Source organism: Bradyrhizobium sp. AUGA SZCCT0177, assembly GCF_018130125.1.
Lineage (GTDB): Bacteria > Pseudomonadota > Alphaproteobacteria > Rhizobiales > Xanthobacteraceae > Bradyrhizobium.
This window is the reverse complement of record NZ_JAFCMA010000032.1, coordinates 23,108-48,767: the sequence shown is the minus strand read 5'-3', so window position 1 is coordinate 48,767 and position 25,660 is coordinate 23,108. Positions and strand designations below refer to the sequence as shown.

21 protein-coding genes are annotated in these 25,660 nt (G+C 63.3%); 12 read left to right on the top strand and 9 right to left on the bottom strand.

Features of this window, described 5'->3' with window-relative positions; translation table 11 throughout:
• Positions 1-64 precede the first annotated feature (64 nt).
• Positions 65-571: a tetratricopeptide repeat protein gene (locus JQ597_RS30080; protein ID WP_312011095.1), complete on the top strand. Its 507-nt coding sequence runs from the start codon at positions 65-67 to the stop codon at positions 569-571.
• 95 nt (positions 572-666) lie between these two features.
• On the opposite strand, the gene JQ597_RS30075 is transcribed toward JQ597_RS30080, so the two are convergent.
• Together JQ597_RS30075 and JQ597_RS30070 are read right to left on the bottom strand one after the other, a co-directional pair.
• A complete protein-coding gene (locus tag JQ597_RS30075; RefSeq protein WP_212269099.1) occupies positions 667-954 on the bottom strand; it encodes a hypothetical protein in 288 nt (95 codons plus the stop codon).
• A gap of 79 nt (positions 955-1,033) precedes the next feature.
• Positions 1,034-1,489, bottom strand: a complete 456-nt coding sequence (locus JQ597_RS30070; protein WP_192734397.1) for an Lrp/AsnC family transcriptional regulator — start codon at positions 1,487-1,489, stop codon at positions 1,034-1,036.
• Between the two features lie 157 nt (positions 1,490-1,646).
• On the opposite strand from JQ597_RS30070, the gene JQ597_RS30065 reads away from it, so the two are divergent.
• Complete coding sequence (locus JQ597_RS30065; protein WP_212269098.1) at positions 1,647-5,111, top strand: indolepyruvate ferredoxin oxidoreductase family protein; 3,465 nt, start codon at positions 1,647-1,649, stop codon at positions 5,109-5,111.
• Here JQ597_RS30065 and JQ597_RS30060 read toward each other — a convergent pair.
• The gene (locus JQ597_RS30060; RefSeq protein WP_212269097.1) at positions 5,108-6,133 is read right to left on the bottom strand and encodes a histone deacetylase family protein; all 1,026 of its coding nucleotides are present in this window, start codon (positions 6,131-6,133) and stop codon (positions 5,108-5,110) included. The genes JQ597_RS30065 and JQ597_RS30060 overlap by 4 nt on opposite strands.
• Positions 6,134-6,190: 57 nt before the next feature.
• Positions 6,191-6,877, bottom strand: coding sequence for a GntR family transcriptional regulator (locus JQ597_RS30055; RefSeq protein ID WP_212205668.1), 687 nt, complete (start codon positions 6,875-6,877; stop codon positions 6,191-6,193).
• A 153-nt stretch (positions 6,878-7,030) separates the two neighbouring features.
• Here JQ597_RS30055 and JQ597_RS30050 point away from each other — a divergent pair, with 153 nt between their 5' ends.
• The 8 genes from JQ597_RS30050 to JQ597_RS30015 all read left to right on the top strand — a co-directional run bounded on the left by JQ597_RS30050 (position 7,031) and on the right by JQ597_RS30015 (position 16,301).
• Entirely contained in the window at positions 7,031-7,804 is a 774-nt protein-coding gene (locus tag JQ597_RS30050; RefSeq protein WP_212269096.1) for a class II aldolase/adducin family protein, read from the top strand.
• Between the two features lie 58 nt (positions 7,805-7,862).
• Positions 7,863-9,443, top strand: coding sequence for an ABC transporter substrate-binding protein (locus JQ597_RS30045; protein WP_212269095.1), 1,581 nt, complete (start codon positions 7,863-7,865; stop codon positions 9,441-9,443).
• A 95-nt stretch (positions 9,444-9,538) separates the two neighbouring features.
• Positions 9,539-10,510 carry an ABC transporter permease gene (locus JQ597_RS30040; protein WP_212269094.1) on the top strand — a complete coding sequence of 324 codons (972 nt, stop codon included), beginning with the start codon at positions 9,539-9,541 and terminating at the stop codon, positions 10,508-10,510.
• On the top strand, positions 10,507-11,346 hold the full coding sequence (locus JQ597_RS30035) for an ABC transporter permease (protein WP_212269093.1): 840 nt from the start codon (positions 10,507-10,509) through the stop codon (positions 11,344-11,346). The genes JQ597_RS30040 and JQ597_RS30035 overlap by 4 nt, the downstream gene beginning before the upstream one ends.
• Positions 11,347-11,348: 2 nt before the next feature.
• Positions 11,349-12,965, top strand: a complete 1,617-nt coding sequence (locus JQ597_RS30030) for an ABC transporter ATP-binding protein (protein ID WP_212269092.1) — start codon at positions 11,349-11,351, stop codon at positions 12,963-12,965.
• Between the two features lie 3 nt (positions 12,966-12,968).
• Complete coding sequence (locus JQ597_RS30025; RefSeq protein ID WP_212269091.1) at positions 12,969-13,904, top strand: 2-hydroxyacid dehydrogenase; 936 nt, start codon at positions 12,969-12,971, stop codon at positions 13,902-13,904.
• Positions 13,905-13,947: 43 nt separating this feature from the next.
• The gene (locus JQ597_RS30020) at positions 13,948-15,012 is read left to right on the top strand and encodes a phosphotransferase (protein WP_212269090.1); all 1,065 of its coding nucleotides are present in this window, start codon (positions 13,948-13,950) and stop codon (positions 15,010-15,012) included.
• Between the two features lie 5 nt (positions 15,013-15,017).
• Entirely contained in the window at positions 15,018-16,301 is a 1,284-nt protein-coding gene (locus JQ597_RS30015) for an aspartate aminotransferase family protein (RefSeq protein WP_212269089.1), read from the top strand.
• A gap of 11 nt (positions 16,302-16,312) precedes the next feature.
• Here JQ597_RS30015 and JQ597_RS30010 read toward each other — a convergent pair.
• Positions 16,313-17,073 (bottom strand): IS5 family transposase gene (locus JQ597_RS30010; RefSeq protein WP_249148319.1). Its coding sequence is split into 2 segments (ribosomal slippage): positions 16,313-16,548 and positions 16,548-17,073, totalling 762 coding nucleotides; the frame shifts between segments, so codons are not numbered across the junction.
• Between the two features lie 252 nt (positions 17,074-17,325).
• Between JQ597_RS30010 and JQ597_RS30005 the strand changes: the two genes are divergently transcribed.
• Positions 17,326-18,771 (top strand): carboxylesterase family protein, encoded by a 1,446-nt coding sequence (locus JQ597_RS30005; RefSeq protein ID WP_212269087.1) that lies wholly within the window; start codon positions 17,326-17,328, stop codon positions 18,769-18,771.
• A 42-nt stretch (positions 18,772-18,813) separates the two neighbouring features.
• On the opposite strand, the gene JQ597_RS30000 is transcribed toward JQ597_RS30005, so the two are convergent.
• Positions 18,814-20,061, bottom strand: coding sequence for an aminotransferase class III-fold pyridoxal phosphate-dependent enzyme (locus JQ597_RS30000; RefSeq protein ID WP_212269086.1), 1,248 nt, complete (start codon positions 20,059-20,061; stop codon positions 18,814-18,816).
• 239 nt (positions 20,062-20,300) lie between these two features.
• On the opposite strand from JQ597_RS30000, the gene JQ597_RS29995 reads away from it, so the two are divergent.
• Entirely contained in the window at positions 20,301-22,607 is a 2,307-nt protein-coding gene (locus JQ597_RS29995; protein ID WP_349628904.1) for a penicillin acylase family protein, read from the top strand.
• Position 22,608: 1 nt separating this feature from the next.
• Here JQ597_RS29995 and JQ597_RS29990 read toward each other — a convergent pair whose 3' ends face one another.
• From JQ597_RS29990 to JQ597_RS29980, 3 genes are all read right to left on the bottom strand, one after another.
• A complete protein-coding gene (locus JQ597_RS29990; RefSeq protein WP_212269085.1) occupies positions 22,609-23,067 on the bottom strand; it encodes a RidA family protein in 459 nt (152 codons plus the stop codon).
• 88 nt (positions 23,068-23,155) lie between these two features.
• A complete protein-coding gene (locus tag JQ597_RS29985) occupies positions 23,156-24,835 on the bottom strand; it encodes a benzoate-CoA ligase family protein (RefSeq protein WP_212269084.1) in 1,680 nt (559 codons plus the stop codon).
• A 160-nt stretch (positions 24,836-24,995) separates the two neighbouring features.
• Positions 24,996-25,490: a MarR family winged helix-turn-helix transcriptional regulator gene (locus JQ597_RS29980; protein ID WP_192734383.1), complete on the bottom strand. Its 495-nt coding sequence runs from the start codon at positions 25,488-25,490 to the stop codon at positions 24,996-24,998.
• Between the last annotated feature and the right edge of the window lie 170 nt (positions 25,491-25,660).

The window sequence follows — 25,660 nt, the reverse complement described above, 5'->3', positions numbered from 1 at the left end:
GCCCGGATTTTCGAGATACGAGAGAGTCATAATTTTTTCTTCAAAGCATTTAGGGGAGCAAATCGTGCGCATATTGAGACATCTGGGATTAATGACCGCGATCCTCATGTTCGCTGTGACGGCCCACGCACCCGCAGCCCATGCCGACAGCTTGAAGGAAGCCACGGCCGCGTTTGCGAAAAAGCAGTATGCGGCGGCGATCAAGCTGTTCCGGCCGCTCGCGGAAAAAGGCAACGCCATCGCGCAATACAAGGTCGCGGTGATGCACAGGATGGGTCTCGGCGTTCCCAAGAGCGAAAAGGAAGCGCGGAAGTGGAGCCGGCTCGCCGCCAAGCAAGGCAACCCCCAAGCCCAGACGTTGCTCGGCAGCCTCTACTACAAGGCCAGCGGCGAGGAATCGCCCGACACCGTTCGTGCCTACATGTGGTATGAAGTGGCGGCTGCGCAGGGCAATGCCGAGGCCAAGAAGGATCTCGCTTTGCTCACCAAGGAGCTGACCCCGCAACAGGTCACGGAAGCGCGCGAGAAGGCGCAGAAATGCAAATCGTCCGGCTACGAGCAGTGCGATTGATCGAACGTACTTCTCACGACAGGCAGGCCGGCATCATCCTCGCGCCGGCTCTTTAGCGAAGGCAGAACGAGCATTCGCAAGGCGCGTCGATGCGCTCATCCCTTCGGTTTGGAATCCGGCGGGCAGTCCTTTCGGACCACCATGGGCTTGCCGCCGCTCTGCACGGTGGGCGCGGCCGAATCGGCGCCGCCGGCGTCGGGCAGGATCGCGCTCTTTTCCACGGCCATCGAATTCGACGTCTTTTCGTCGCCGTGTCCCGAGGTCGCGGACCCGGTTGTCGTGCAACTGGTCTCCGGCTTTTCGCTCGAGGGCGTCGTCGATTGCGCGGCCGCAGGTCCAATGACCAACGATCCCACGAGAATTGCTGCGGCAGCACGAATCATTTTGCTCTCCCGTAAAAAAACAGGCTTTCGAAATTCGGAAGACAAACGTTCTGCGGCAGCGATGGTTCCCGGCCCCCTCTCAGAATGGCAGCGCGACGTCGCACTTGATCTCCTTGAGGATGACGTTGGTCCGGACGTGACGGATGCCCGGAATCTTGAACATGAATTCGTCGAGAAACCGGTTGTAGGCAGCCATGTCGGCGACGACGACGCGCAGGTGATAATCGGCATCCCCCGTCGTCGCAAAACACTCGAGCACCTCGGGGCGCCGTTTCACGCGCGCCACGAACTGGGTGACGAAAGTGGCGTCGTGGCGATCGAGCGACACATGCAGAATGGCTGAAGTCAGGAAGCCGGCCCGCTCGCGGTCGACCAGCGCCGCATAGCCGGTAATGACGCCGGACTCTTCGAGCGCCCGCACCCGGCGCCAGCACGCCGAAGACGACATGCCGACATCGTCAGCCAGATCCTGGTTGCTGCGGCGGCCATCTTTCTGGAGGTGGGTCAGCAATCGTCGATCCTGTCCTTCAATCATGATGAGCCTTTCCTGGACTACCGTGGCAGATCATACCGAATGATACGTCACTGCTGGTAATTTCTACCATAACAGACGGAAATATCGAACAATTAGAACAGCTCTTCCACCCGATCGGGTCGACACTTTCACCAACCTGATACGGCGGGAGGCCGACATGACCCTGACCCTGACGACAGGCAGAGACCTCGACGATTACGCCTTGATGGACCGATACACGCGCCAGACCGGGCGTGTGCTGCTGACGGGCACGCAGGCGCTGGTGCGCATCCTGCTCGACCAGCGCGACCGCGATTCTGCCGACGGCATCAACTCGGCCGGATTCGTCTCCGGTTATCGCGGCTCGCCGCTCGGCGGCGTCGATCTGGAACTCTGGCGCGCCAAAAAACTCCTGAGCCAGCGGCGCATCGAATTCCTGCCCGCCGTCAACGAAGACCTCGCCGCCACCGCCGTGCTGGGATCGCAGCAGGTCGAAACCAACCCGGCGCGCGAAGTCGATGGCGTGTTCGGCCTCTGGTACGGCAAGGGCCCCGGCGTCGATCGATCCGGCGATGCCTTGAAGCACGGCAACGCCTACGGCTCCTCGCCGCATGGCGGCGTGCTGGTCGTTGCCGGCGACGATCATGGCTGCGTGTCGTCATCGATGCCGCATCAGTCGGACGTCGCCTTCATGGCATGGTTCATGCCGACGCTTAGCCCGTCGAGCGTGGCCGAATATCTTTCCTTCGGCGAATATGGTTACGCGCTGAGCCGCTTTTCCGGCATGTGGGTCGGCTTCAAGGCGATATCGGAAACGGTCGAGTCCTGCGCCTCGGTCGAACTGCCGCCGCGCCGCCTGTTCAACCCGCCGGCATTCGAACCGCCCGCGGGCGGCCTGCACTACCGCTGGCCGGACCTTCCCGGGCCGCAGATCGAGCAGCGGCTGGAAGCCAAGAAGAACGCAGTGCTCGCCTTTGCCGCCGCCAACCCGATCGATCGCCGGATTTACGACATCCCCGACGCCACCTACGGCATCGTCACGACAGGCAAGGCTCATCTCGACCTGATGGAGGCCTTGCAACTCCTGGGCTTAACCGAATTCGAATGCCGGCGGATTGGCATCGATATCTACAAGGTCGGGATGGTGTGGCCGCTGGCGCATCACGACGCACTGGAATTCGTCCGGGAGAAGCGCGAGATCCTCGTGATCGAGGAAAAACGCGGCATCATCGAAAGCCAGTTCAAGGAATATTTCTACGACTATCCCGGCCACAAGCCCGAACACATGGCCGGCAAGAGCGATGAAAACAATGATCCGCTGGTGCCCTGGGTCGGCGAGTTGTCGCCGCGGCTGCTGGCGCCGATCGTCGCCAAGCGGCTTGACCTGATTTTCCCCGGCCTCGACCTCACATCGCGCGCCGAAAAACTGCTCCGCCCAAGTGCGGAGATCATCAACATATCCGGCGCAACGCGCACACCCTATTTTTGCTCGGGCTGTCCGCACAACACGTCAACGAAGGTGCCCGAGGGATCGCAGGCACTGGCCGGCATCGGCTGTCATTTCATGGCGAGCTGGATGGATCGCGATACGAGTTCGCTGATCCAGATGGGCGGCGAAGGCGTCAACTGGATCGCCTCCTCGCGTTTCACCGGCGGCAAGCACGTGTTCCAGAATCTCGGCGAAGGCACCTACTATCACTCGGGATCAATGGCGATCCGCCAGGCCGTGGCCGCCAAGGCCAATATTACCTACAAGATCCTGTTCAACGATGCGGTCGCCATGACGGGCGGCCAGCCCGTCGACGGGCCGATCAGCGTGACCGCCATCGCCCACGAAGTTCGTGCCAACGGGGTGGCGCGGATTGCGATCGTGTCCGACGCGCCCGATCAATTGCACGCGAGCGATTTTCCGAAAGGCGTAACGATCCATCCCCGCGCGCAGCTGGATGCCGTGCAGCGCGAACTGCGGCAGATCTCGGGCGTCTCAGTCCTGATCTATGAACAGGAATGCGCCACCGAGCGGCGGCGCAAGCGCAAGCGCGGCCAGGCGCCCGAGCTGAAGAAATTCGCCGTCATCAATGATCTCGTCTGCGAAGGCTGCGGCGATTGTTCGGTCGAGTCCAACTGTCTGAGCGTCGAGCCAAAGGAGACGCCGTTCGGCCGCAAGCGCCAGATCAATCTCTCGACCTGCAACCAGGACTTTTCCTGCGTCAACGGCTTTTGCCCGAGCTTTGTCACCGTTGAAGGCGCGACCCGGCGCAAGAAGCAAGGCGCCGGCATCGACGCGATGGCCCGCACGACCGCGCTGCCCGAGCCAAATTTCGTTTCACTCGAAAAACCGTTCAACCTGCTCGTGACCGGCGTCGGCGGCACCGGCGTCATCACCGTCGGCGCGTTGATCACGATGGCGGCGCATCTGGAGGGCAAGGGTGCATCGGTGCTCGACTTCACCGGCTTCGCGCAGAAATTTGGACCCGTCCTGAGTTTCATCCGGCTCTCGAATAGCCCCGACGATATCCACCAGGTCCGGATCGATCAGGGCGCCGCCAACGCGCTGATCGGTTGCGACATCGTGGTCAGTTCCTCGCCGAAGGCGTCTGGTACTTACGGGCCTGACATGCGCGCTGTCATCAACACGGCTGAAATGCCGACCGGCGACATCGTACGCAATCGCGACGCCAGCCTGGAGGCGGCGGCGAGGCTTCGGCACCTCGAACGCGTCGTCGGATCGGACAATTTGAGGAGTCTTGACGCGAACCGGCTATCCGACGCGCTGTTCGGCGACACGGTTTTTGCCAATGTGATCATGCTCGGAACGGCGTGGCAGCAAGGATTGGTGCCGGTCACACTGGAAGCGCTGATGCGCGCAATCGAGTTGAATGGCGTTGCGATCGAACAGAACAAGCAGGCTTTTGCCAGCGGGCGCCTCGCCGCAGCGGATAGTGATTTTGTGACGTCGCTATTTGGGCAGGCCAAAAAGGAAGAGACGCTGGACGATATCATCTCTCGCCGTGTCGACTTCCTCACCGCCTATCAGAATGCAGCCTATGCCGATCGTTACCTCAAATTCGTCGGTCAAGTCCGCGCCGCCGAGGAACGCCACGTACCCGGCTCGCAGGTGCTAACGACCACCGTCGCGCGGACCCTCTTCAAGCTGATGGCCTACAAGGACGAGTACGAGGTGGCGCGGCTGCACATGGAGACCGGGTTTCAGGACAAGCTGCGGCAGGAATTCGAGGGCGACTTCGCGATCAAGTATCATCTGGCGCCGCCGGTCCTGTCGTCCGGAAAGGACGCCCGCGGACGGCCGCTCAAGCGTCAATTCGGGCAATGGATCCAGACACCATTCCGAATTCTGGCGCGGCTCAAATTCCTGCGTGGCACGCCGTTGGACGTGTTCGGCTATACGCACGAACGCCAGATGGAGCGCGGCCTGATCGACTGGTACGAAAGGCTCGTGAGCGATCTCACACCCTGGATTTCACCTGACACCATCGAACGCCTGGCCAAGATCGCAGCCGCACCGATGGACATTCGTGGCTATGGCCCCGTGAAGCTGGAAGCGGTGGCGAAAGTGCAAAAGGAGACGGAAGATTTATTCCGTCTCCTGAAGTCGTCGATATCAGAAAGGCGCGCGGCCTAGCGGGCTTCTTCGAAGCCGGCGAGAACGGATGTCAGGTTGGCGCCTAGAATGTCGGAGAGGTATCCGCCCTCCTGAACGAACACGGTCGGGAGCCCGAGCCGCGCGATGGCGGCGCCAATGCGCCGGAAGCCGGGCGTGGTCACGGCGAGGCCTGCCAACGGATCATGCTCCGATGCGTCGAGGCCAAGTGCAACGACCAGCGCGCCGGGCGCGAAGGCATCGATGGCTTTCTTTGCAACGCCAAGCGCGCCCATGTAGCCGTCATCGCCGGTGCCGATCGGCAAAGGAATATTGAGGTTGGTGCCGAGGCCAGGACCCGTGCCGCGCTCGTGCGCGTAACCCCACACGAACGGATAATACGACGTGGGGTCGGCATGGATCGAAACGGTGAACACGTCGGGTTGTTCGTAGAAAATGCCCTGCGTGCCGTTGCCATGGTGGACGTCGACATCGAGGATGACAACACGTTCATGGCGCTGGCGCAGATGCGCAGCTGCAATCGCACTGTTGTTGAAGAAGCAGAAGCCGCCGGCCATGTCGCGGTAGGCGTGATGACCGGGCGGACGGCAGAGCGCATAGGTCGCGTCCTCGCCGTCCATGACAAGCTGCGCCGCCGTCGTCGCCACATCCGTTGCCGCGCAGGCCGCGGCAAAGGTGCCGGGACCGATCGGAGCGGCGGTATCGGCCGTATGCCAGCCGAGTCGGCCGACGATATGGGTCGGATAGGTCGCAGCATGGCGCACCGGGTGGATGTTGGCGATCATTTCCGGACCGGCATTGCCGAGCGCGGACCAGGCCTCCCAGGCCTCGGCGAGAAAGCCGAGATATTCCGGACTGTGAATCCTTGCACGTGGGCCCTGCCCGAATAGTGTAGGCGCAACCAGTTCGTGCTTGCCGGCCTTCAATCCTGCGAGCAGCCGGTCGGCGCGTTCGGGCTGTTCGGTGGTGCGCTGGATGATACCGCGCACCAGAAAGAATTGCGGATCGTGACTGCGGTGCAGTTCAGTGTAGACGGCCTTCACGCGGATACTCCTGTTTCCTGTCAATGAAATCTGGCGCGCACCAGCGTGCGCCGCCGGCTAAGCGGGAATCTCCCGCACGAGTTTTCCGACTTCGCGCCACGCATGACCGATGTGATAGTCGATATGCGCCACGATGCGTTCGGGATGGCCTTGTTCGATGGCAGCTAACACGGGTTCATGCGTGCGGGCGATTTCATGCGGATCGTCGTACAGCCGTCCGATCAGGCCGATCACCATGCGCATTTCCGATGCGAGATCGTCGAACAACCGCAACAGCCGCCGGTTCGCCGCGATCTCGCAGATCAGGCGGTGAAAGCGGTAGTCCTCCTCGACCTGCCTTGCGGGATCTTCCAGATCAGCGGTCTGGTGCAGCACGTCGATCTGCCGCCGCAGCATGTCGCGCGTCTCCGGCGTCAGGTTGCGCGCAGCGAGCACGGCCGCGTGCCGCTCGACGCACAGCCGCAAGTCATAGATGTCGTCGATATCGTCGGCGGCGAATTTGCGCACGAAGAAGCCGCGGCGCGGACTGGCCACCAGCAGTCCCTGCTGTTCCAGCAGCCGCGCGGCCTCGCGCACCGGCGCCCGGCTCACCCCTAGCTCCCTCGCGATCCCCGCTTCCACGACCTTGGAACCCGGCGCCAGCCGGCCTTCGACCACCGCCTGGGTCAAAAGACGGGCGACCTGGCCGACGAGATCGGTGTCGGCGAGGGCGGGCAATCCGACCGGCGGGGACAATGTGCGCATCAAAATGGGTCCATTTTGGCCGGTTCTTACCCGATTTTGGCCGGTTTTACTACTTGTACATAATTTAAGCGTCGATTGTCGACAGTTTAGTCTTGTCATGAGCCTAGTTGCGATGCAACCCTTAGACCTGTTCAAAAAGGGTGCATTCCAATAATGACAGCGCACGTACCGCCCCCGGCCATCAAGGACGGAACCCGGCAAGCCCGAATCGATCTCGCCGCCGCCTACCGGCTGATTCACCGGCTCGGCCTCGACGACAGCATCTACACCCATATCTCGGCCCGGCTGCCGGGCGCCCATGACCGTTTTCTGATCAACCCGTACGGCCTGCGGTTTGAAGAGGTCACCGCGTCCAATCTGGTCACCGTCGATATCGACGGCAACGTCATCGACGACCCGATGAACCTCGGCATCAACCCGGCCGGATTCACCATTCACAGCGCCGTGCATGCGGCGCGAACGGATGCTGCCTGCGTACTGCACACCCACACCGTCGCCGGCGTCGCGGTGTCCTGCCAGAAGCAGGGACTGCTGCCGCTCAATCAATGGTCGATGCAGTTCACCGATCGCCTCGCCTATCACGACTACGAAGGCATCGCGCTCGATCTGGATGAGCGCGAGCGGCTGGTCGCCGACCTCGGCGACAAGTTCGTCATGGTTTTGCGCAACCACGGCATGCTCACCTGCGGCCGCTCAGTCGCCGAGGCCTTCAAGCTGATGCACAATCTGGAACGCTCGTGCCGCGCCCAGCTCGCGGTTCAGGGCGCTGGCGCCGAGATCGTGCCGCTCTCGGCAAGCGTCGCCCGCAAGACCGCGGGTCAATATGAGACCTTCTATGACAGCATCGAACTCAACGGTGTTCCGGATATCGAATGGGTCGCCTTCAAGCGGATGCTGGAACGGTCCGATCCGGATTTCATGAACTAGCCGCACACTCAAACTTCAACACAACGCGCGCCGCTCAGGCGATCAAGAGAGAGATGTCATGCTAAAGCAATTTGTTATGGGTCTTGCTGTGGTAGGCGGCCTTTCCGGAGCAGCCCTTTCAAGCACAGCCTTTACCAGCACAGCCTTTGCGCAAGAGCCGAAGGCAGGCGGCGTCGTCAATGCCGTTATCCAGCCCGAACCGCCCGGCCTGATGATGGGCATCGTGCAGAACGGCCCGACCCAGATGGTATCAGGCAATATTTACGAAGGCCTGCTGCGCTATAGCCCGAAGCTGGAGCCGCAGCCGGGTCTGGCCGAGAGCTGGAGCGTCAGCGAAGACGGCAAGGTCTACTCGTTCAAGCTCAGGAAGGGTGTCACCTGGCATGACGGCAAACCGTTCACGTCAGCCGACGTGGCGTTCTCGATCGAATTCCTCAAGCAGACCCATCCGCGTGGGCGCAACAATCTGGTCCAGGTCGACAAGGTCGAAACACCAGACGAATCCACCGTCGTGTTCACGCTGAAGCAGCCGTTCGGGCCGTTCCTCGGTATCTTCGAAGTCGGCTCGATGCCGATGATTCCGAAGCACATCTATGAAGGAACCGATTTCAAGACCAACCCGGCCAACAACACGCCCATCGGCACTGGCCCCTTCATGTTCAAGGAATGGCAGAAGGGCTCCTTCATCCGGCTGGTCAAGAACCCGAACTACTACATCAAGGGCAAGCCCAACCTCGACGAAATCTACTGGCACGTCATTCCCGACGCCGCGGCGCGATCGGTGGCGTTCGAAACCGGCAAGGTCGACGTGCTGCCGGGCGGTTCGGTCGAGAATTTCGACGTTCCGCGCCTGAGCAAACTCAAGAACGTGTGCGTCACCGGCGCCGGCTGGGAATTCTTCAGCCCGCATTCGTGGCTGTGGCTCAACAACCGCTCCGGGCCGACGGCCAACAAGAAATTCCGTCAGGCCGTGATGTTCGCCATCGACCGCAATTTTGCAAAGGACGTGATCTGGAACGGCCTCGGCAAGGTCGCCACCGGGCCGTCCGGCTCTTCGATCAAGTACTACACGGACGCGGTGACGAAATACGATTTCAATCCGGCGAAGGCGAAGGCACTGCTGAAGGAGGCCGGCTACAATGGCGAGAAGGTTCGCCTGCTGCCGCTGCCCTATGGAGAAACCTGGCAGCGTTGGGCCGAGGCCGTGAAGCAGAATCTGCAGGACGTCGGCATCAATATCGAAATGGTGGCGACCGATGTCCCCGGCTGGAATCAGAAAACCGCCGACTGGGACTACGATATCGCCTTCACCTATCTGTACCAGTACGGCGACCCCGCGCTCGGCGTCGGCCGCAATTACGTCTCGAGCCAGATAACGAAGGGCTCGCCGTTCAACAACGTCGAGGGCTATTCGAATCCGGAGATCGATCAACTGTTCGCGGACGGCGCCGTCGCCTTCCCGGATTCCAAGCGCCAGGAGATCTACACCAAGGCGCAGAAGATCCTGACCGACGACGTGCCGGTGGCATGGCTGCTCGAACTGCAGTTCCCCACCATCACCCGCTGCAACGTCAAGAACCTCGTCACGACCGCGATCGGCGTCAATGACGGCTTCCGGGACGCGTGGATCGAAAAGTAACTCCGTAACATCCAGATCGCGGCGGCGGCGCTCCGGCGTCTCGCCGCGATCGGAAATTCCAACACCAAGCCTCGAACGCAGCGGAAATCCACACGATGCTCGCATTCATTGCCCAGCGCATTGGCAAGGCCGTCATCGTCCTGCTGGCAATTGTCGTCCTCAACTTTTTCCTGATCCGGCTGGCGCCCGGCGATCCGGCGCTGGTGATGGCCGGTGAAGCCGGCGCCGGCGACCAGATCTTCCTCGCCCAGCTCCGCGAAAAATTCGGCCTCGACCAGCCTCTGCCGGTGCAACTGTTTCTCTACGTCAAGGGCATCGTCAGTCTCGATCTCGGCTTTTCGTTCCGCCAGCAAATGCCGGTTTCAAAGCTGATCCTCGACCGGCTTCCGGCCACCCTACTGCTGACCGGCACCGCGTTTGCGATTTCACTTGCGTTCGGCGTCCTGTTCGGAACGCTGGCGGCGCGCCGCGCCGGCAGCTGGACCGACACCCTTATCACGGTGCTGGCGCTGATCTTCTACGCCACGCCGCTGTTCTGGGTCGCGCTGATGGCGATCCTGCTGTTCTCGGTGACGATGGATTGGCTGCCGAGCTTTGGCTACGAGACGGTGGGCGCTGGTTACACCGGGCTCGCTCACGTGCTGGATGTCGGCGCCCATCTGATCATGCCGGCGACGACGATCGGCCTGTTCTTCATGGCTACCTACGCCCGCATGACCCGCGCCTCGATGCTCGAGGTCAAGCGGCTCGACTTCGTCAAGACCGCGCGCGCCAAGGGGTTGCGCGATGCCGTGATCCAGCGCCGCCACGTGCTGCGAAACGCGCTGCTGCCCGTGGTGACGCTGGCGGGCTTGCAGGCGGGCACGCTGGTCGGCGGCGCCGTGCTGACCGAAACCGTGTTCGCCTGGCCCGGCATCGGCCGGCTGATGTACGAGGCGCTGCTGCAGCGCGACTATAACCTTTTGCTCGGCGTCTTCGTGGTCTGTTCGGCGATGGTGCTGGCCTTCAACCTGATCACCGACCTGATCTACCGTTCGGTCGATCCCCGCATCGAGTTCGCCGCATGAGACAGTTCTGGAGATTGATGCTCCGCAATCCCGGTGGCCTGATCGGCCTCGTGATCCTGACGGTCGCGATCGTAATTGCTGTGTTCGGTCCCCTGCTGTTTCCGACCTCGCCCTGGCGCATGGTGCAGCGGCCGTTCCTGCCGCCGTTCACGCTGGCCGGCCTGCCGCTCGGCACCGACGCGCTCGGTCGCGACGTGATGGCGGGCATCATCTATGGCGCCCGCGTCTCGCTGCTGGTCGGCCTCGTCTCGACGCTGGCGGCGCTAGCGGTCGGCATTCCCGTGGGCGCTGCCGCCGGCTATTTCGGCGGCCGGATCGGTGACGCCCTGATGCGCTTCACCGAATTCTTCCAGACCGTGCCGAGCTTTGCGCTCGCGATCGTGCTGGTCGCCGTGCTGCAGCCGTCGATCGTCTCGATCGTGATTGCGATTGCCATCGTCAGCTGGCCGCCGGTGGCGCGCCTCGTCCGCGGCGAGGTGCTGTCACTGCGCACCCGTGAATATGTCCAGGCCGCGATCGTGACCGGGCAGACCAATAGCTGGATCATCTGGCGCGAGATCCTGCCCAACGCCCTCTCCCCGGTGATCGTATTGGCGTCATTGATGGTTGCCACCGCGATCCTGCTCGAATCCTCGCTGTCGTTTCTCGGCCTTGGCGATCCCAATCTGATGTCGTGGGGCTACATGGTCGGCGCCGGCCGCACCGTTATTCGCCAGGCCTGGTGGATCACGGTGTTTCCCGGCGTCGCCATCCTGATCTCGGTACTGGCGCTGAACCTGATCGGCGAAGGCCTCAACGATGCGCTCAACCCGCGTCTCAACAAGGACGGGCGCTGAGCATGTCTGACGCCGCTGTAGTCATCAAAGACCTCAAACTGGCCCTGCCGCCCGGCAGCGACCGTGCTTACGCCGTGGACGGGGTTTCGTTCGATCTCACCGCCGGCAAGATCCTTTGCGTCGTCGGCGAATCCGGGTCCGGCAAGTCGATGTGCGCGCATGCCCTGATGGGTCTGCTGCCCGACACCGTGATCGCCGAGACCGGCGAAATCACCTTTGGCGGCCAAAACCTGCTGACCCTCGACGCGGATGGCTGGCTCGGTCTGCGCGGCCGCCGACTTGCGATGGTGTTCCAGGAGCCGATGACGGCGCTCAACCCCTTGATGCGGATCGGCGACCAGATCGCCGAGATGTTCGAGGCGCACGGCCTGCTGACGCCGAAAGAACGGAAGCAAAAGGCCCTCGGCCTGCTGCGCGAAGTCGGCCTGCCCGACCCCGAACGCAGCGTGCGCGCCTATCCGCACCAGCTCTCGGGCGGCCAGCGGCAGCGCGCGATGATCGCGATGGCATTGGCGCTCGAACCGGCGGTGCTGGTCGCTGATGAACCGACGACCGCGCTCGACGTCACCACGCAGGCGCAGATCCTCAAACTGATCCGCGACCTGCAACGCAGCCGCAACATGGCGGTGATGTTCATCACCCACGATTTCGGCGTCGTCACCGATATCGCCGATCGCGTCGTCGTGCTCCAGCACGGCAAGGTGGTCGAACAGGGCGCAGCCGACGACGTGCTGCAGCGTCCGCAACACCCCTACACTCGAGCGCTGCTCGCCGCTGTCCCAAAACTGCAGCCGCCGGCGCGCGTTTCCCGGCTCGATCGGCCGAAGGTGGTCGAGGTGATCGGTATCGAAAAAACCTATGTCAGCGGCGGCGGCTGGTTTCAGCCGACGCGCAGTGTCCAGGCCGCCAAGGAAGTCAGTTTCGACATTTTTCAGGGCGAGACGCTCGGCCTGGTCGGCGAATCCGGTTCCGGCAAATCGTCCATCGCGCGCCTGATCATGCGCCTGATCGAGCCGGATCGCGGCACCGTTCGCCTTGGCGAAACCGACCTGACGCGCATCAACGGCAAGGCGTTGCGCGAGCAGCGCAAGCGCATCCAGATGGTGTTTCAGGACCCGTTCGCCTCGCTCAATCCGCGCCGCAAGGTCGGCAACATCATCACCGATGGCCCGATCGCGCACGGCGCGGAGCCTGCGGCGGCGCGACAACGCGCTCATGAATTGCTGGGTCTGGTGGGCCTCAATGCGAGTGCGATGGAACGTTTCCCGCACGAATTCTCCGGCGGCCAGCGGCAACGGATCGGGATCGCGCGGGCGCTGGCGCTCGACCCCGAAATCCTGGTGGCGGATGAGGCCGTCTCCGCGCTCGACGTCTCCGTGCAGGCGCAGGTTCTGAACCTGCTCGAAGACCTCAAGACGCGCCTTGGGCTGTCGATGCTGTTCATCACCCATGATTTGCGGGTGGCAGCCCAGATCTGCGACCGCATCGCGGTGATGCAGCGCGGGTCGATCGTCGAGCTCAGGCCTGCCGCAGCACTGTTCTCCGCCCCCGAGCACCCCTATACGCGCGAACTTCTTGCCGCGGTGCCCGGCCAGATATCATCTTCCAAGGCGGCGTGAACGATGCGTTGTGCGCTCGTGAGTAGCAGCCTCGATATCAGAGGCTACCTCGGAACAGAATTCGCTCGCATCGCCGACCGCATCGAAATCGTCGATCATCGCGGCAACGGGTCCGACGCGGACATCAGCCTTGCGATCGCATGGCATCCGCCGGCCGACGCCTTTGAGCATTACCCGAACCTGAAGGCGGTCTGTTCGCTCGGTGCCGGCGTCGACAATATTGTCGCCTGCCCGAGCCTGCGGCCGGATATCGACGTCGTTCGCATCGTCGATCCCCTGCAGGCGCAGACGATGTCAGGCTTTGTCATCTGGCATGTGATCTCGCATCAGCGGCGTTTTGCAACTTATCTGGCCCAGCAGCGTGACGGAATCTGGAAGCGCCTCCCGCAGCGTGCCGCGCAGGACGTGCCGGTCGGCATCCTCGGTTACGGCGAAATCGGCCAGCGCGTTGCCGCCGACCTTGCACAGCTCGGTTTCCCCGTCATGGCGTGGAGCCGGACGGCGAAGCCGACGCCCGCCTCCGTCCGGGGATTCCACGGCCCCGCCGGCCTCGCCGCCATGCTTGGTGAAAGCGAGGCGCTGGTGAACCTGCTGCCGTTGACGCAGGAGACCCAGGGCATTCTCAACGCGGAACTGTTCGCCCGCATGCGCCGCGGCGGCTACCTCATCCAGGTCGGACGCGGCGAACATCTGGTCGATGCGGCCCTGCTGGCCGCGCTGGAGAGCGGTCAACTCGACGGCGCCGCGCTCGACGTGTTCGCGGCCGAACCGCTGGCGCCGGCGCACCCGTTCTGGCATCATCCCAAAATCGTCGTGACGCCACACGACGCCTGCGAAGTCCGGGTCGAGGCCGTTGCGACCACGGTCGTCGCAACCGCCGACGCAATACAAACCGGCCGACGGCCGCCGAACGCCATCGACCGCCAACGCGGCTATTGACCGGTCGTACGCCCCAAAGGATCACGGCCTAAAGGACACTGCGGTGCCAGACTCCTCTCCCGCAATTGACGCGGCACATCCGATCGATGGCCTGCGCGCCGCATCAAGCATTCCGGAATCGCTTGCCAAGGAACTGGCGGCCGAACATTACGGCCTGCCCGTCACGGTGCGTCGCCTCGACAGCGAGCGCGATCAGAATTTCCGGCTGCGGACGTCGGATGGCCGCGAATATGTACTGAAGATCGCGAATCCCACAGAGGATCGCGCGGTCACGAATCTGCAGACCGAAGCCCTGGTGCAGCTGGCCGCCGCCGACCCCGGCCTGCCGGTGCCGCGCATCTTTCCGGCGTTGAACGGCGCAACGGAACTCGATATCGGCTTCGACGACGGTTCGACGCGGATCGTGCGTCTGTTGTCGTTTCTTGCCGGAACGCCCTTCCACACCGTCGAGAGTTCAACGGCGCTGCGGCGCGACCTCGGCCAATGCGCCGCACGGATGGCGCGGGGGCTTCGCGACTTCCGGCATCCCGGCGCCAACCACAAGCTGCTGTGGGACCTTCAGCACGCCGCCGAATTGCGTCCATTGATCGACGCCGTCCCGGCCGACCGACGCACTCTCGTCGAGCGCACCCTCGACCGGTTCGAGACGCACGCCCTTCCCGTGCTGTCGGGCCTGCCCAAACAGCCGCTTCACAACGATCTCAACCCGCACAACATCGTCGTCGATTCCGCCAATAGCGAGCGCATCGCGGGAATCATCGACTTTGGCGACATGACGTCGACCGCCCGGGTCGTCGACCTCGCCGTGACCGCGGCGTACCAGGTCGTCGATGGCAACGATCCGCTCGCGCCCGCCTGCGAGATGATCGCGGCTTACCATGCGGTCACGCCGCTCGACCCGATCGAGTTCGAGATCTTGTTCGACCTGATCGCGACGCGCATGGTGATGACCATCGTGATCAGCAGCTGGCGGGCCATCCGCTATCCCGGGAATCGGGATTATATTCTACGCAACAATCCGGCGGCCTGGGGCAGACTGCAGCGAATCGCTGGTATCTCCCGGGCACAGGCCCGGCAGCAGATTCAGTCTGCCTGCAATTCGGAGTAAAACAGATGTCCACCAACCATGAGGCTGCTTCGGCCAACGACTTGATCGCACGGCGCAAGCGGCTGCTCGGTCCGGCCTACCGTCTGTTCTACGAACAACCGGTGCAATTTGTCCGCGGCGAAGGCGTGTGGCTCTACGATCCCGCCGGCAATGCCTATCTGGACGCCTATAACAATGTCGCGTCGGTCGGACACTCGCATCCCCACGTCGTGCAGGCGATCGCGCGGCAGGCCGCGGTGCTGAACACCCATACGCGCTATCTGCACGAGACCGTGCTCGACTATGCCGAAAAACTCCTCGCCACCTTCCCGGCCGAGATCAGCCAGATCATGTTCACCTGCACCGGCAGCGAGGCCAACGACCTCGCGCTGCGTGTGGCCCGCACCTGCACCGGCGGCACCGGCTTCATCGTGACGGAAACCGCCTATCACGGCGTCACCAGCGCGCTGGCCGAGCTGTCGCCTTCGCTCGGGCTGCCGCTGGCAAAGGACAGCCACGCCCGGTTGGTGCCGGCGCCACGCTCCGCCGGCGACGATACCGGCGAGACCTTTGCGCGGCACGTTCGCGGCGCGCTCGACGACATGCGCAAAAACGGAATTCGTCCGGCCGGACTGTTGGTCGACACGATCTTCTCCAGCGACGGGGTGTTCGCGGACCCTGCGGGCTTCCTGCGCCCCGCCGTCGAAGCGGTGCGTGCGGCCGGCGGCATCTTTATCGCCGACGAGGTGCAGCCAGGCTTCGGGCGCACCGGCGAGCAGATGTGGGGTTTTGCCCGCCACGGTCTCATTCCCGATCTGGTCACGATGGGCAAGCCGATGGGCAATGGCCATCCAGTCGCCGGAATGGCGGCGCGTCCGGAAGTGCTGGCCGAATTCGGCGCGCGGTCACGCTATTTCAACACCTTTGGCGGCAATCCCGTCTCGGCGGCGGCCGGAATAGCCGTGCTTGAAGTGATCGAGTCCGAAGGCTTGCTTGCGAATGCACAGCGCGTCGGCGCCTATCTGCGTGAACAGTTCCGGCAACTGCACGCGCGCCATCCATTGATATCAGAGGTGCGCGGCGCCGGATTGTTCTTTGGCGTGGAGCTGCGGCACGGCGGTCCCACCGGAACGCCGGCCGCCAGCGAAACAGCAGCCATCGTCAATATGCTGCGCGAGCGGCACGTGCTGATCAGCGCCGCCGGACCGCAAGCCAACGTTCTCAAGATCCGGCCGCAGCTGGTGTTCACCACTGCGCATGCGGACGTGCTGGTCGAGAAACTCGATCAGGTTTTGCAGGCGCTGAAATAGCCGCAAAGCAACTAGGATGCGGACTCATTAAGGCGCAGCCATAGCCTGATTGACGCGAGTTGAACGAACGCAAGGTAGTTGGCAGCAAGCCTGTCATAGCGTGTCGCCACCCGACGACATTGTTTGATCCTGTTGAAGAACCGCTCGATCCGGTTGCGAGCGCGGTAGAGATGGGGGCTGAAGCAGATCGGATCGCGTCGGTTGCTTTTCGGCGGGATGTTGGCCCACGCGCCCTTCTTCATGGCCAGCTCCTGATCCAGTCCGCGTCATAGCCACGGTCGGCAAGCAGCATTGACCCGGATTTCAGACGAGACAGCAGTTTTCCGGCAAGTCGAACGTCATGAGCCTCACCGGGGCTCAATGCCAGCCGTACCGGCAGACCATTGCTATCGACCAACGCATGGATTTTGCTCGTCAAGCCGCCGCGGGACCTTCCCATCGACTGGCGCTGGTTCCTTGTGATGCAGGATCCATGTTGATGCACGCGGACAATGGAGGTGTCGATCATCTGGACAGCGGCATCATGGGTAGCGGCAAGTCTGTCTATGATGCGCCCCCAGACACCAGCCCGCCGCCAGCGGACGAACCGGTTGTAGCAAGTGGTGTATGGGCCAAACCCCGCCGGCAGATCACGCCAGGGGGCTCCTGATCGGAGGACCCAGAAGATGCCATTGAGGACACGTCGGTCGTTCACCCGAGGAACGCCACGCGGCTTGTTGGGCAGCATCAGCCTTATGGCATTCCATTCATGGTCGGCGAGTTCGTAGCGCATGATTCGAGCCCTCAGTTTGGGGGCTTGAATCACGGGAGTCCGGCCATACGCAACGCTTCTGGCTCGGCCCGGTTCGGCGCTTACGGGCAGAAGCGGACGTTAACCTGCCAACAATCCCTGATGAATCGGTCGAAAATGAACCAAAGCCGACATGCCTGTTTCCTGTACCCCCGATAGCTTATTCGAGACTCAAAAATGCGGTACACAAGCAGATAAACGATGCGACTTGACCTAATGTGCTTCGACCGATGGATGAATATTGACTACATGACAAGCACCGCATGCAAGATCATCTCAGGAGTGCGAGCTTGGTGGGGAATTCCCTTCGCTACAGCGGAGCGATTTCGCCACCCAGCCATCGCAGCGTTCGACGCCGACCGGCCCTATGACCGAAAGGGCGTAGCCCCTATCCAACCTCGCGCTATCGATTGGCTCGAGGCGGACAGCGGGACTGGCGAAGACTGCCTGAACTTGAACGTGTGGGCCCCCGATCGGCCAGCCGCGCGCGCGCTTCCGGTGGTCGTGTACATCTACGGTGGCGGGTTCGAACATGGCGCAAACACGCAGACGACCTCCAACGCTTCCGGTCTTGCTGCGACAGGTCGAGTGGTTAGTGTGTCGGTTAACTACCGGCTCGGCGCGCTTGGATTCCTTAAGCTTTCTCAGTACGGCGGCCGACTCGCCGAGGCCAGCAACCTCGGTTTTCAGGACGTCATTGCCGCGCTCGGATGGGTCAAGTGGAACATCGCGTTCTTCGGCGGTGACCCCAACAACGTCACGGTGTTCGGCCATAGCGCTGGTGGTTTTCAATCGCTCGCCCTCCTAGGGGCGCCCTCCGCGGACGGCCTCTACAAGCGCGTCGGCGGTTTCTCCGGAGGCCCCTCACGACTCGTCCCTGCCTCGTGGGCCGAGGAACTCGCGGCGCTCTTCCTTACTGAACTCGGCATTGCGAATGCTCCCGAACGGCTCGTCGAGATGGACACGTCTCTTATGGTCGCGGCGCTGCAGAAGGTTGGCCCGCAGGACATCGGCGATCGCAACGGGGCCGACAACCGGACCCTCGGCCTCGTCCTGGACGGCGGCCAACCCGGCGGAGTCCTCCACACCCACCCGATGGACGTCCTAGCCGCGGGGACTCACCAGGACATCGACGTACTGCTCAGCACGGCCAGCAACGATATCGGCTGGTGGGTGGCCAACGATCTGGACCGCTTCAACCCCCACGCCATCGACAACGTCACCGCCGAGGTGGCGAGGTGGCGCGTTCCGGCGTCCCGCGCCCGAAGCATCGTCAACACCTATAATCATGGCGGCCGCTCGCCGGCTGAAGTTCGGGCGGCGATCTTGACCGACTGGATTTACGCCTTACCCGCAGCCCGTGGCGTGCTTGCGCACGCCGCTGCCGGCGGCAAAGCGCACCTGCTCATGATAGGCCCTGCCGATGGTGCGCCCGCCGTTCACGGCACGGAGATGTACGCCCTGGTCGGACAGGACCAGCCGAACCGCAGCCCCGAGCAGGCTGACCGGGACACTCGCATCCGCGACATCGTACTCGATTTTGCTACCGGCGAACAGATCAACTTGTGGCCCGCGGTTACCGACCGGCCGGTTTCAGGAAGCGTCGGTAAGCCGCCCCATGACCCGGCGGCCCACTACACAGATGTGCTCAATCTTTTCGAGAACATCGCACGCCGTTGACGGCCCCTTTCGGACGTCGACGAAGATTTATGAGTACGCGCCCTAGGTAAGCGCGCGGACGGCCTTGAAGCCGTGCGAGGCCGCCTCCAGCGCCGCGTCGATATCGGCGGCCTGATGGGCCGACGACAGGAACATGTTGTGCACGGGATGAAAGAACGCGCCGTGGCGCAAAGCCGCTGAACAGAACGCCCGGCCCTTCTTCACATCCGGATCGGCGTCGAACAGCATCAGCGGCATCTGCGGCGGGCCGCTCTGCCGGATCGCGACGCCGTGCTGGTTCGCCAGCGACGCCAGCCCCTCGCGCATCCGCAAGCCCATGGTGCGGAGTTGCCCGGGCACATCGGTTTCACGCGCGATCCGCAGCGTCGTCCGAGCCGCTGCCATCGCCACGGTGCCGCACCAGAACGAGCCGGTCACGAACACCTTTGTTGCCGCCTCGCGGAATTTGTCATTGCCGGTCACTGCCGCCAGCGCGTAGCCGTTGGCGATTGCCTTGCTCCAGGCGGCCAGATCCGGCCGCACGCCGAGCGCCTCCCAGCTTCCCCTGATATCGAGCCGCAGCCCGGTGCGCACCTCGTCGAGAATGAGCGCGGCGTCAGCGGCGTCGCACGCGGCGCGTGCAGCGGCGGCGAATTCGCGCGTCGGCAATTCGAGATCGCGGGCGATGTCATGCCGGAAGCCGGTGACCAGGATCGCGGCAAGGTCCTTGCCCGCTTCGACGACCGCCGCCTGCAGGCTCGCGACGTCGTTGTATTCGAAGTGCAGCAGGTGCGCGCGGTCCTCGCTGGTGACGCCGGCCACGCTCGGCGAGCACCAGGGCAGCGCGCCGTGATAGCTGCCCTTGGCGACCAGCACCTTGCGCCGACCGGTGCCGGCCCGCGCGATGGTCACGCAAGCCGTGGTCGCGTCACCACCGTTCTTCTGGAACATCGCCCAATCCGCATGCGGCACCATCGCAACGAAATCTTCGGCCAGATCCACCATCACCTCGCCCGGGCCGTTCAGACAATCGCCCAAGGCAGCCTGCGCCTCGGCCGCGGCCTGCACTTCGGGGTGGCGATGGCCGAGCAGCACCGGTCCCCAGCTGCACATGAAGTCGATATATTCGCGCCCGTCGACGTCGCGCACCCGGCATCCCTCGGCGGAGGCGAAGAACTGCGGATAACCTTCCGGCAGCCGCGCGGCGTTGAGATGTCCCCACATGCCGCCGGGCACCACGCGCTGGGCTCGCGCCCGCAACATCGCATCCGCGCTCTGTGTTTCACTCAATACCGTTGCTTGCTTGTTCATGGGCGTCCTCTTGGTGTGCGCTTATTGTTTTTCTCGCGTGCCGCAGACGTGGTAGCTCCCCGCTTCGATGAAGAGGGAGGCTCCATCCCGCCATCAAAGCATCGCACGCGAACAACGGCAAGATGCCGACGAAATGCGAGCCCGTTCCGGCGCAGCTATCAGGCATGGCTTTGCATGCGCGCTTGCGTATGATGCCTCCGCCGCAAGAACAACAAATCAGAAAAACTCGGGAGCGCCCTGTGACCGCAACCACCACCCGGATCAACCCAACCGATCACCTGCCGGACTATGTCAGCCCGGCGCAGGTGAAGGGGCTGCTCGGCCATGTCGACATCTGGCGCGACGCGTGGGGCATCCCGCATGTCCGCGGCGGCACCTATCAGGATGCGTTCGCCGGGCTTGGATTTGCGCAGGCGCAGGACCGGCTCTGGCAGATGGAGGCGTTGTTGCGGCGTGGCACCGGCCGCTATGCCGAATGGCTCGGTGCCCGCGCTGTTGCCGGCGATGTAATTGCCCGGCAGATGAATGGCGACGCCGCCTCGCGCCGTGACTACGCCCTGCTCGGCGACGAGGCCAAGGCGATGCTGGTGGCGTACGCGCGCGGCGTCAACGCGGTCATCGCGCTGCGCCGATGGCCGGTCGAATACAAAATCCTCGGCTGCGAACCGATGGCCTGGGAGCCCTGGCATTCCATCGCTGTCATGCGGCAGATCGGATTCCTGATGGGATCGGTGTGGTGGAAGCTCTGGCGGGCCGCGGCGCTGCCGATCGTCGGCGCCGACAACATCGCAAAGCTGCGCTTCGATGATGGCGGCAGCGATCTGCTGTGCGTGCCGCCGGGCGTCGAAGGCAAGCGGCTCGCGGCAGCCCTTGCCGATCTCAAGCCCGGCATCTCCGCGCTGCTGGCGACCGCGCAGGAGCAGATGGGCGCTGAGCTCGACGGCGGCAGCAACAATTGGGCGATCTCGGCCGAGCGCACCGCGACCGGCCGGGCGATCGTCGCCGGCGATCCGCATCGCGTATTGGAAATGCCGAACATGTACGCACAGGCCCATCTCGCCTGCGACGAGTTCGACGTCATCGGCCTGACGGTGCCAGGCGTGCCCGGTTTCCCGCATTTCGGGCACACGGGCCATGTCGCCTGGTGCGTGACGCATGCCTTTGTCGACATCCACGATCTCTATGTCGAGCAATTCGACGCCGGCGCCCGCCACTATCGCTTCAAAGGAGAGATGCTGCCCGCGACGCATCGCCCCGAGACCATCAAGGTGCGCAACGGCAATGACGTCACGATCAACGTGATCGAAACCCAGCATGGTCCCGTCATCGCCGGCGATCCCATGAAGGGCACCGCGCTGGCGCTCAAGTCCGTGCAGTTCGCGGTGCCCGACGCCTCATTCGATTGCATGGTGCGGATGCTGCGCGCCAAATCGGTCGAGCAACTATACGAAGCGACGCGCGGCTTTGCGCTGATGGACCACAATGTCGTCGCCGGCGACACGTCAGGAAAAATCGGCCATCGCGTGCGCGCCTTGGTGCCGAAGCGGCCGCGCTCCAATGGCTGGTTGCCGGTGCCGGGCTGGACCGGCGAACACGAATGGGACGGCATGGTGCCGTTCGAAGACATGCCGCATACGATCGCGCCGGATAAGGGGATGATCGTGACCGCCAACAACCGCGTGGTGGAGCCCGAGCGCGAGCCATATCTCTCGACCGACCCGATGCCACCGCACCGCACCCGCCGCATCTGGCTGCGGCTCAAGGAACTGAAGCGGCCATCGCCCGAGCAGATGCCGGCCATTCACCGCGACCTCCTGAGCATTCCCGCCATCGAAATCCGCGAACGCCTACGCGCGATCGGGCTGCCGGCGGAGACGAAGCATTTGTGCGACCTGATCCTCGGCTGGGACGGCGAGATGCGCGGCGATTCGGTCGCGGCCGCGGCCTATTCCGCCGTTCGGCTGGAATTGACAAAGCTCGCGCTTCGCCGATCGGGCCTCGACAAGACCGCCGACAGCGATTTCACCAAGGTGGCACCGGGACTGTTTCCGGAAGTCCAGTTCTGGTGGACGCTGCCGCAACTGCTGCGCAGCAATGACGAGAGCCTCTTGAACGGCGCGACATGGAATGAGCTGCTGCGCGAGGCCGTTGTCACGGTGGCGAAGAATGCGCCGACCGCCGATTGGGGCACGCTGCATACACCGAAGCTCAAGCACGCGCTCTCGGTCGCTTTCCCCGACTATGCCGGTCAGCTCGACAAGGACTGCGCCAAGATATCCGGAGACAATGATTGCGTGTTCATGGCGGGATATTCGATGAAGTTTGGCTTCCAGGCCACCTCGTCCGCATTGTCCCGTTACGTCTTCGACGTCGGCGCATGGAACAACTGCCGGTGGATCGTCTTCCATGGCGCGTCGGGCCATCCGGCCAGTCCGCATTACGCGAACCAGAACGCGACATGGGCGAAAGGTGAAATGGTGCCGATGCTTTACGATTGGGAAGCGATCAAGCGCGGGGCGAGTTCACACCAGATGCTCAGCAGGTGAGCTAGCGCGGCACCACGGCCGTCGCCTCGATTTCGACCCGTGCGGCTTTCTCGACAAGCCGCACCACCTGTACCAGCGCCATCGCCGGGTAATGCGCGCCAAAAATTTCGCGATACACTTTTCCGAGCGCTTTCAGGTTCGCCAGATATTCCTCGATGTCGACGACGTACCAGGTCAGCCGCACGAGGTGTTCAGGCTTCGCGCCGCCCTCGGCGAGGATCGCGGCTATGTTCTCCAGCGTCTGGCGCACCTGCGCGATGAAGCCGTCGGCCAGAACGTTGCTGGCGTCCCAGCCGATCACGCCGCCGGTCACCACCAGCCGGCCGTCGGCGGCCATGCCGTTGGCGTAACCTCTCGGCACCGGCCAGCCGCTCGGCTGCAGGATCTGCAAGCCCGAAGCCGGCACCTCATCCTTCGCCACCGGCAACACCGCCAGCGTGGGCCCTTTTTGCGTGCTCACAAAAATCTCTCCATCACTTCCAAATTGTCGTTTGACGCGTTTTCTTTACGCGAACCGGTACCCACTTCGCTCGAAAACGCTATGCGCTTCATTCCGCAGCCATGCCGGCCGAGGCCGAACCGGTCTGCGCCATCTGCCGCAAGGCGAACCGCCGCAACTTGCCGGTCTCGGTCTTGGGCAGTTGCGCGACGAATTCGATCGCGCGCGGATATTTGTAGGGCGCGATCTCGCGCTTGACGTGCTCCTGCAACGCGGTCACCAGCGCCGCATCGGCGTCGATGCCGGAGGCGACCACGATGTAAGCCTTGACGATCATGCCGCGCGCCTCGTCGGGCGCGCCGACGACGCCGCACTCGGCGACCGCCGGATGCGTCAGCAGTGCGGCCTCGATCTCGGGGCCCGCGATGTTGTAGCCGGAGGAGACGATCATATCGTCCGACCGCGCCACGAACGACAAGCGTCCCGTCTCGTCGCGGACGAAGGAATCGCCGGTCAGGTTCCAGCCGTCGCGGACGTAATTCGATTGCCTGCTATCCGCGAGATAGCGGCATCCGGTCGGGCCGCGAACCGCGAGCTTGCCGACCGTGCCCGCCGGCAACTCGTTCATGTCATCGTCAACGATCTTGGCCTCGTAACCTGAGACCGGGAGCCCGGTCGTTCCCGCGACGGCCTCTCCAACCCGGTTGGTGATGAAGATATGCAGCAATTCGGTGCTGCCTATGCCGTCGAGAATTGGCTTTCCGGTCTTGCGGGTCCAGCTGTCGAACACCGGCGCAGGCAAGGTCTCGCCGGCCGACACCGCCAGCCGCAACGACGACAGATCCGCACCCTTGTCCATCGCGGCCATCATCGCGCGATATGCCGTCGGCGAGGTAAAGCAGATCGTGGCCTTGTAGGTCTCGATGATCTTGACCATCTCGGGAGGTGAAGCGTTTTCCAGCAAAGTCGCCGTCGCGCCGAACCGCAGCGGAAAGATCGCAAGGCCGCCGAGGCCGAACGTAAAGGCCAGCGGCGGCGAGCCGACGAACACGTCGTCTTCGGTGACGTTGAGGACTTCGCGCGCATAGCCATCGGCCACGATCAGGAGATCGCGATGGAAATGCATCGTCGCCTTCGGCTCGCCCGTGGTGCCCGAGGTAAATCCCAGCAGCGCAACATCATCCCGTCCGGTCTTGACGGCGTCGAAGCGGACCGGCTTGTTGAGCGCCACCCGGTCGAGCTCGGCGTCATGGTTCGACGTACCGTCGAAATTCACCACCTGCTTGAGAAACTTGCTGGTCTTGGCGCAGGCAACCAGTTCGTCGGCGATGCGGCTGTCGGTCAGCGCCAGCGCGATCTCAGCCTTGTCGACGATTTTGGACAACTCGCCGGCACGCAGCATCGGCATGGTGTTGACGACAACGGCGCCCGCTTTGGTCGCCGCGAGCCATGCCGCCACCAGCGCGGGATTGTTGCCGGAGCGGATCAGCACGCGGTTGCCGGGCTTGACGCCGTAATTCTCCACCAGCGCATGCGCCAGGCGGTTCGACCAATCGGCGAGTTCCTTGTAGGTCCGCTGGCGGCCATTGCCGATCAGCGCCGTGCGGTCACCGAAGCCCTTCTCTACGATCCGGTCGGTCAGCTCGACCGCGGCGTTGAGATATTCGGGGTATTGAAATTCCGGCCGGTCGAGAACCAGTTCCGGCCATTGCTCCGGCGGCGGCAGGTTGCGCCGCGCAAAATCATCGACGTGACCCGATGGGCCAAGTTCTAAATTTCTACCTGACATTTCCATCGCCCTCGCGTTCGGGATGAAAGGCTTGTGAAGACCGTCCGGCAGTGCTCCATTGGCAATCATTTTATACTTAAAGTAATTTGGCGCAAGGGCCCAGATCAGGGCCGTTCCACTCTTTTTTGGAAGCCGGCGCGCCGGCAGGTCGAGGCTGCGCCTACGCCGTCCGCGCCTTCGCGGATTTCTGCGCCGATGCTTTGGTCTTGGCCAGGAGCCGCATCAGTTCGCGGACATCCTTCGGTGTCAAATCCCCGAAGATGTCGGCGATCCACAACTCATGCTCGGCAGCCATCTTGCGGAACTCGACACGGCCGGCCTTGGTCAGGCGGATCACCTGGACGCGGCGGTCGGCATCCGAGGTGCGCCGGTCGAGATGGCCGGATTCGACGAGGCGTTCGACCAGTCCGGTGACGTTGCCGTTCGACACCATCATCCGCTTCGAAACGTCTGATAGCGTCATGCCGTCGGGCACCTTGTCGAGCTGGGCCATCAGGTCGAAGCGCGGCAGCGTCACATCGAAGCGTTCGCGCAGCCGGCTGCGAACCTCGCCCTCGATCAGGGTGGTACAGGTCAGAAGGCGGAGCCACAGCCTGATTTCATCCCCGTGATCCTCGGGGAGCTCGACAGCCTTGGTCTCTGAATCAAGCATCATGACGCCAACTTGTCTGATTTGCGCGTGCGGGGAATCGAGCAGGACCGCAGCTTGCTATCATGGTCCAGATTTCTTTAGGGTTCAAGCATTTGGCGCGCAGCTTGCATGGCTTTCTTACATGGATTCTTATTTGCGGGCTTGTTGCTTGCGGCCGAAGTCATCCTCAGAAT

Coding starts and splice junctions, on each gene's coding strand:
- JQ597_RS30075 (WP_212269099.1), bottom strand. CDS start 954: ATGATTCGTGCTGCCGCAGCAATTCTCGTGGGATCGTTGGTCATTGGA.
- JQ597_RS30070 (WP_192734397.1), bottom strand. CDS start 1,489: ATGATTGAAGGACAGGATCGACGATTGCTGACCCACCTCCAGAAAGAT.
- JQ597_RS30065 (WP_212269098.1), top strand. CDS start 1,647: ATGACCCTGACCCTGACGACAGGCAGAGACCTCGACGATTACGCCTTG.
- JQ597_RS30055 (WP_212205668.1), bottom strand. CDS start 6,877: ATGCGCACATTGTCCCCGCCGGTCGGATTGCCCGCCCTCGCCGACACC.
- JQ597_RS30050 (WP_212269096.1), top strand. CDS start 7,031: ATGACAGCGCACGTACCGCCCCCGGCCATCAAGGACGGAACCCGGCAA.
- JQ597_RS30045 (WP_212269095.1), top strand. CDS start 7,863: ATGCTAAAGCAATTTGTTATGGGTCTTGCTGTGGTAGGCGGCCTTTCC.
- JQ597_RS30040 (WP_212269094.1), top strand. CDS start 9,539: ATGCTCGCATTCATTGCCCAGCGCATTGGCAAGGCCGTCATCGTCCTG.
- JQ597_RS30035 (WP_212269093.1), top strand. CDS start 10,507: ATGAGACAGTTCTGGAGATTGATGCTCCGCAATCCCGGTGGCCTGATC.
- JQ597_RS30030 (WP_212269092.1), top strand. CDS start 11,349: ATGTCTGACGCCGCTGTAGTCATCAAAGACCTCAAACTGGCCCTGCCG.
- JQ597_RS30025 (WP_212269091.1), top strand. CDS start 12,969: ATGCGTTGTGCGCTCGTGAGTAGCAGCCTCGATATCAGAGGCTACCTC.
- JQ597_RS30015 (WP_212269089.1), top strand. CDS start 15,018: ATGTCCACCAACCATGAGGCTGCTTCGGCCAACGACTTGATCGCACGG.
- JQ597_RS30005 (WP_212269087.1), top strand. CDS start 17,326: ATGAATATTGACTACATGACAAGCACCGCATGCAAGATCATCTCAGGA.
- JQ597_RS30000 (WP_212269086.1), bottom strand. CDS start 20,061: ATGAACAAGCAAGCAACGGTATTGAGTGAAACACAGAGCGCGGATGCG.
- JQ597_RS29985 (WP_212269084.1), bottom strand. CDS start 24,835: ATGTCAGGTAGAAATTTAGAACTTGGCCCATCGGGTCACGTCGATGAT.
- JQ597_RS29980 (WP_192734383.1), bottom strand. CDS start 25,490: ATGATGCTTGATTCAGAGACCAAGGCTGTCGAGCTCCCCGAGGATCAC.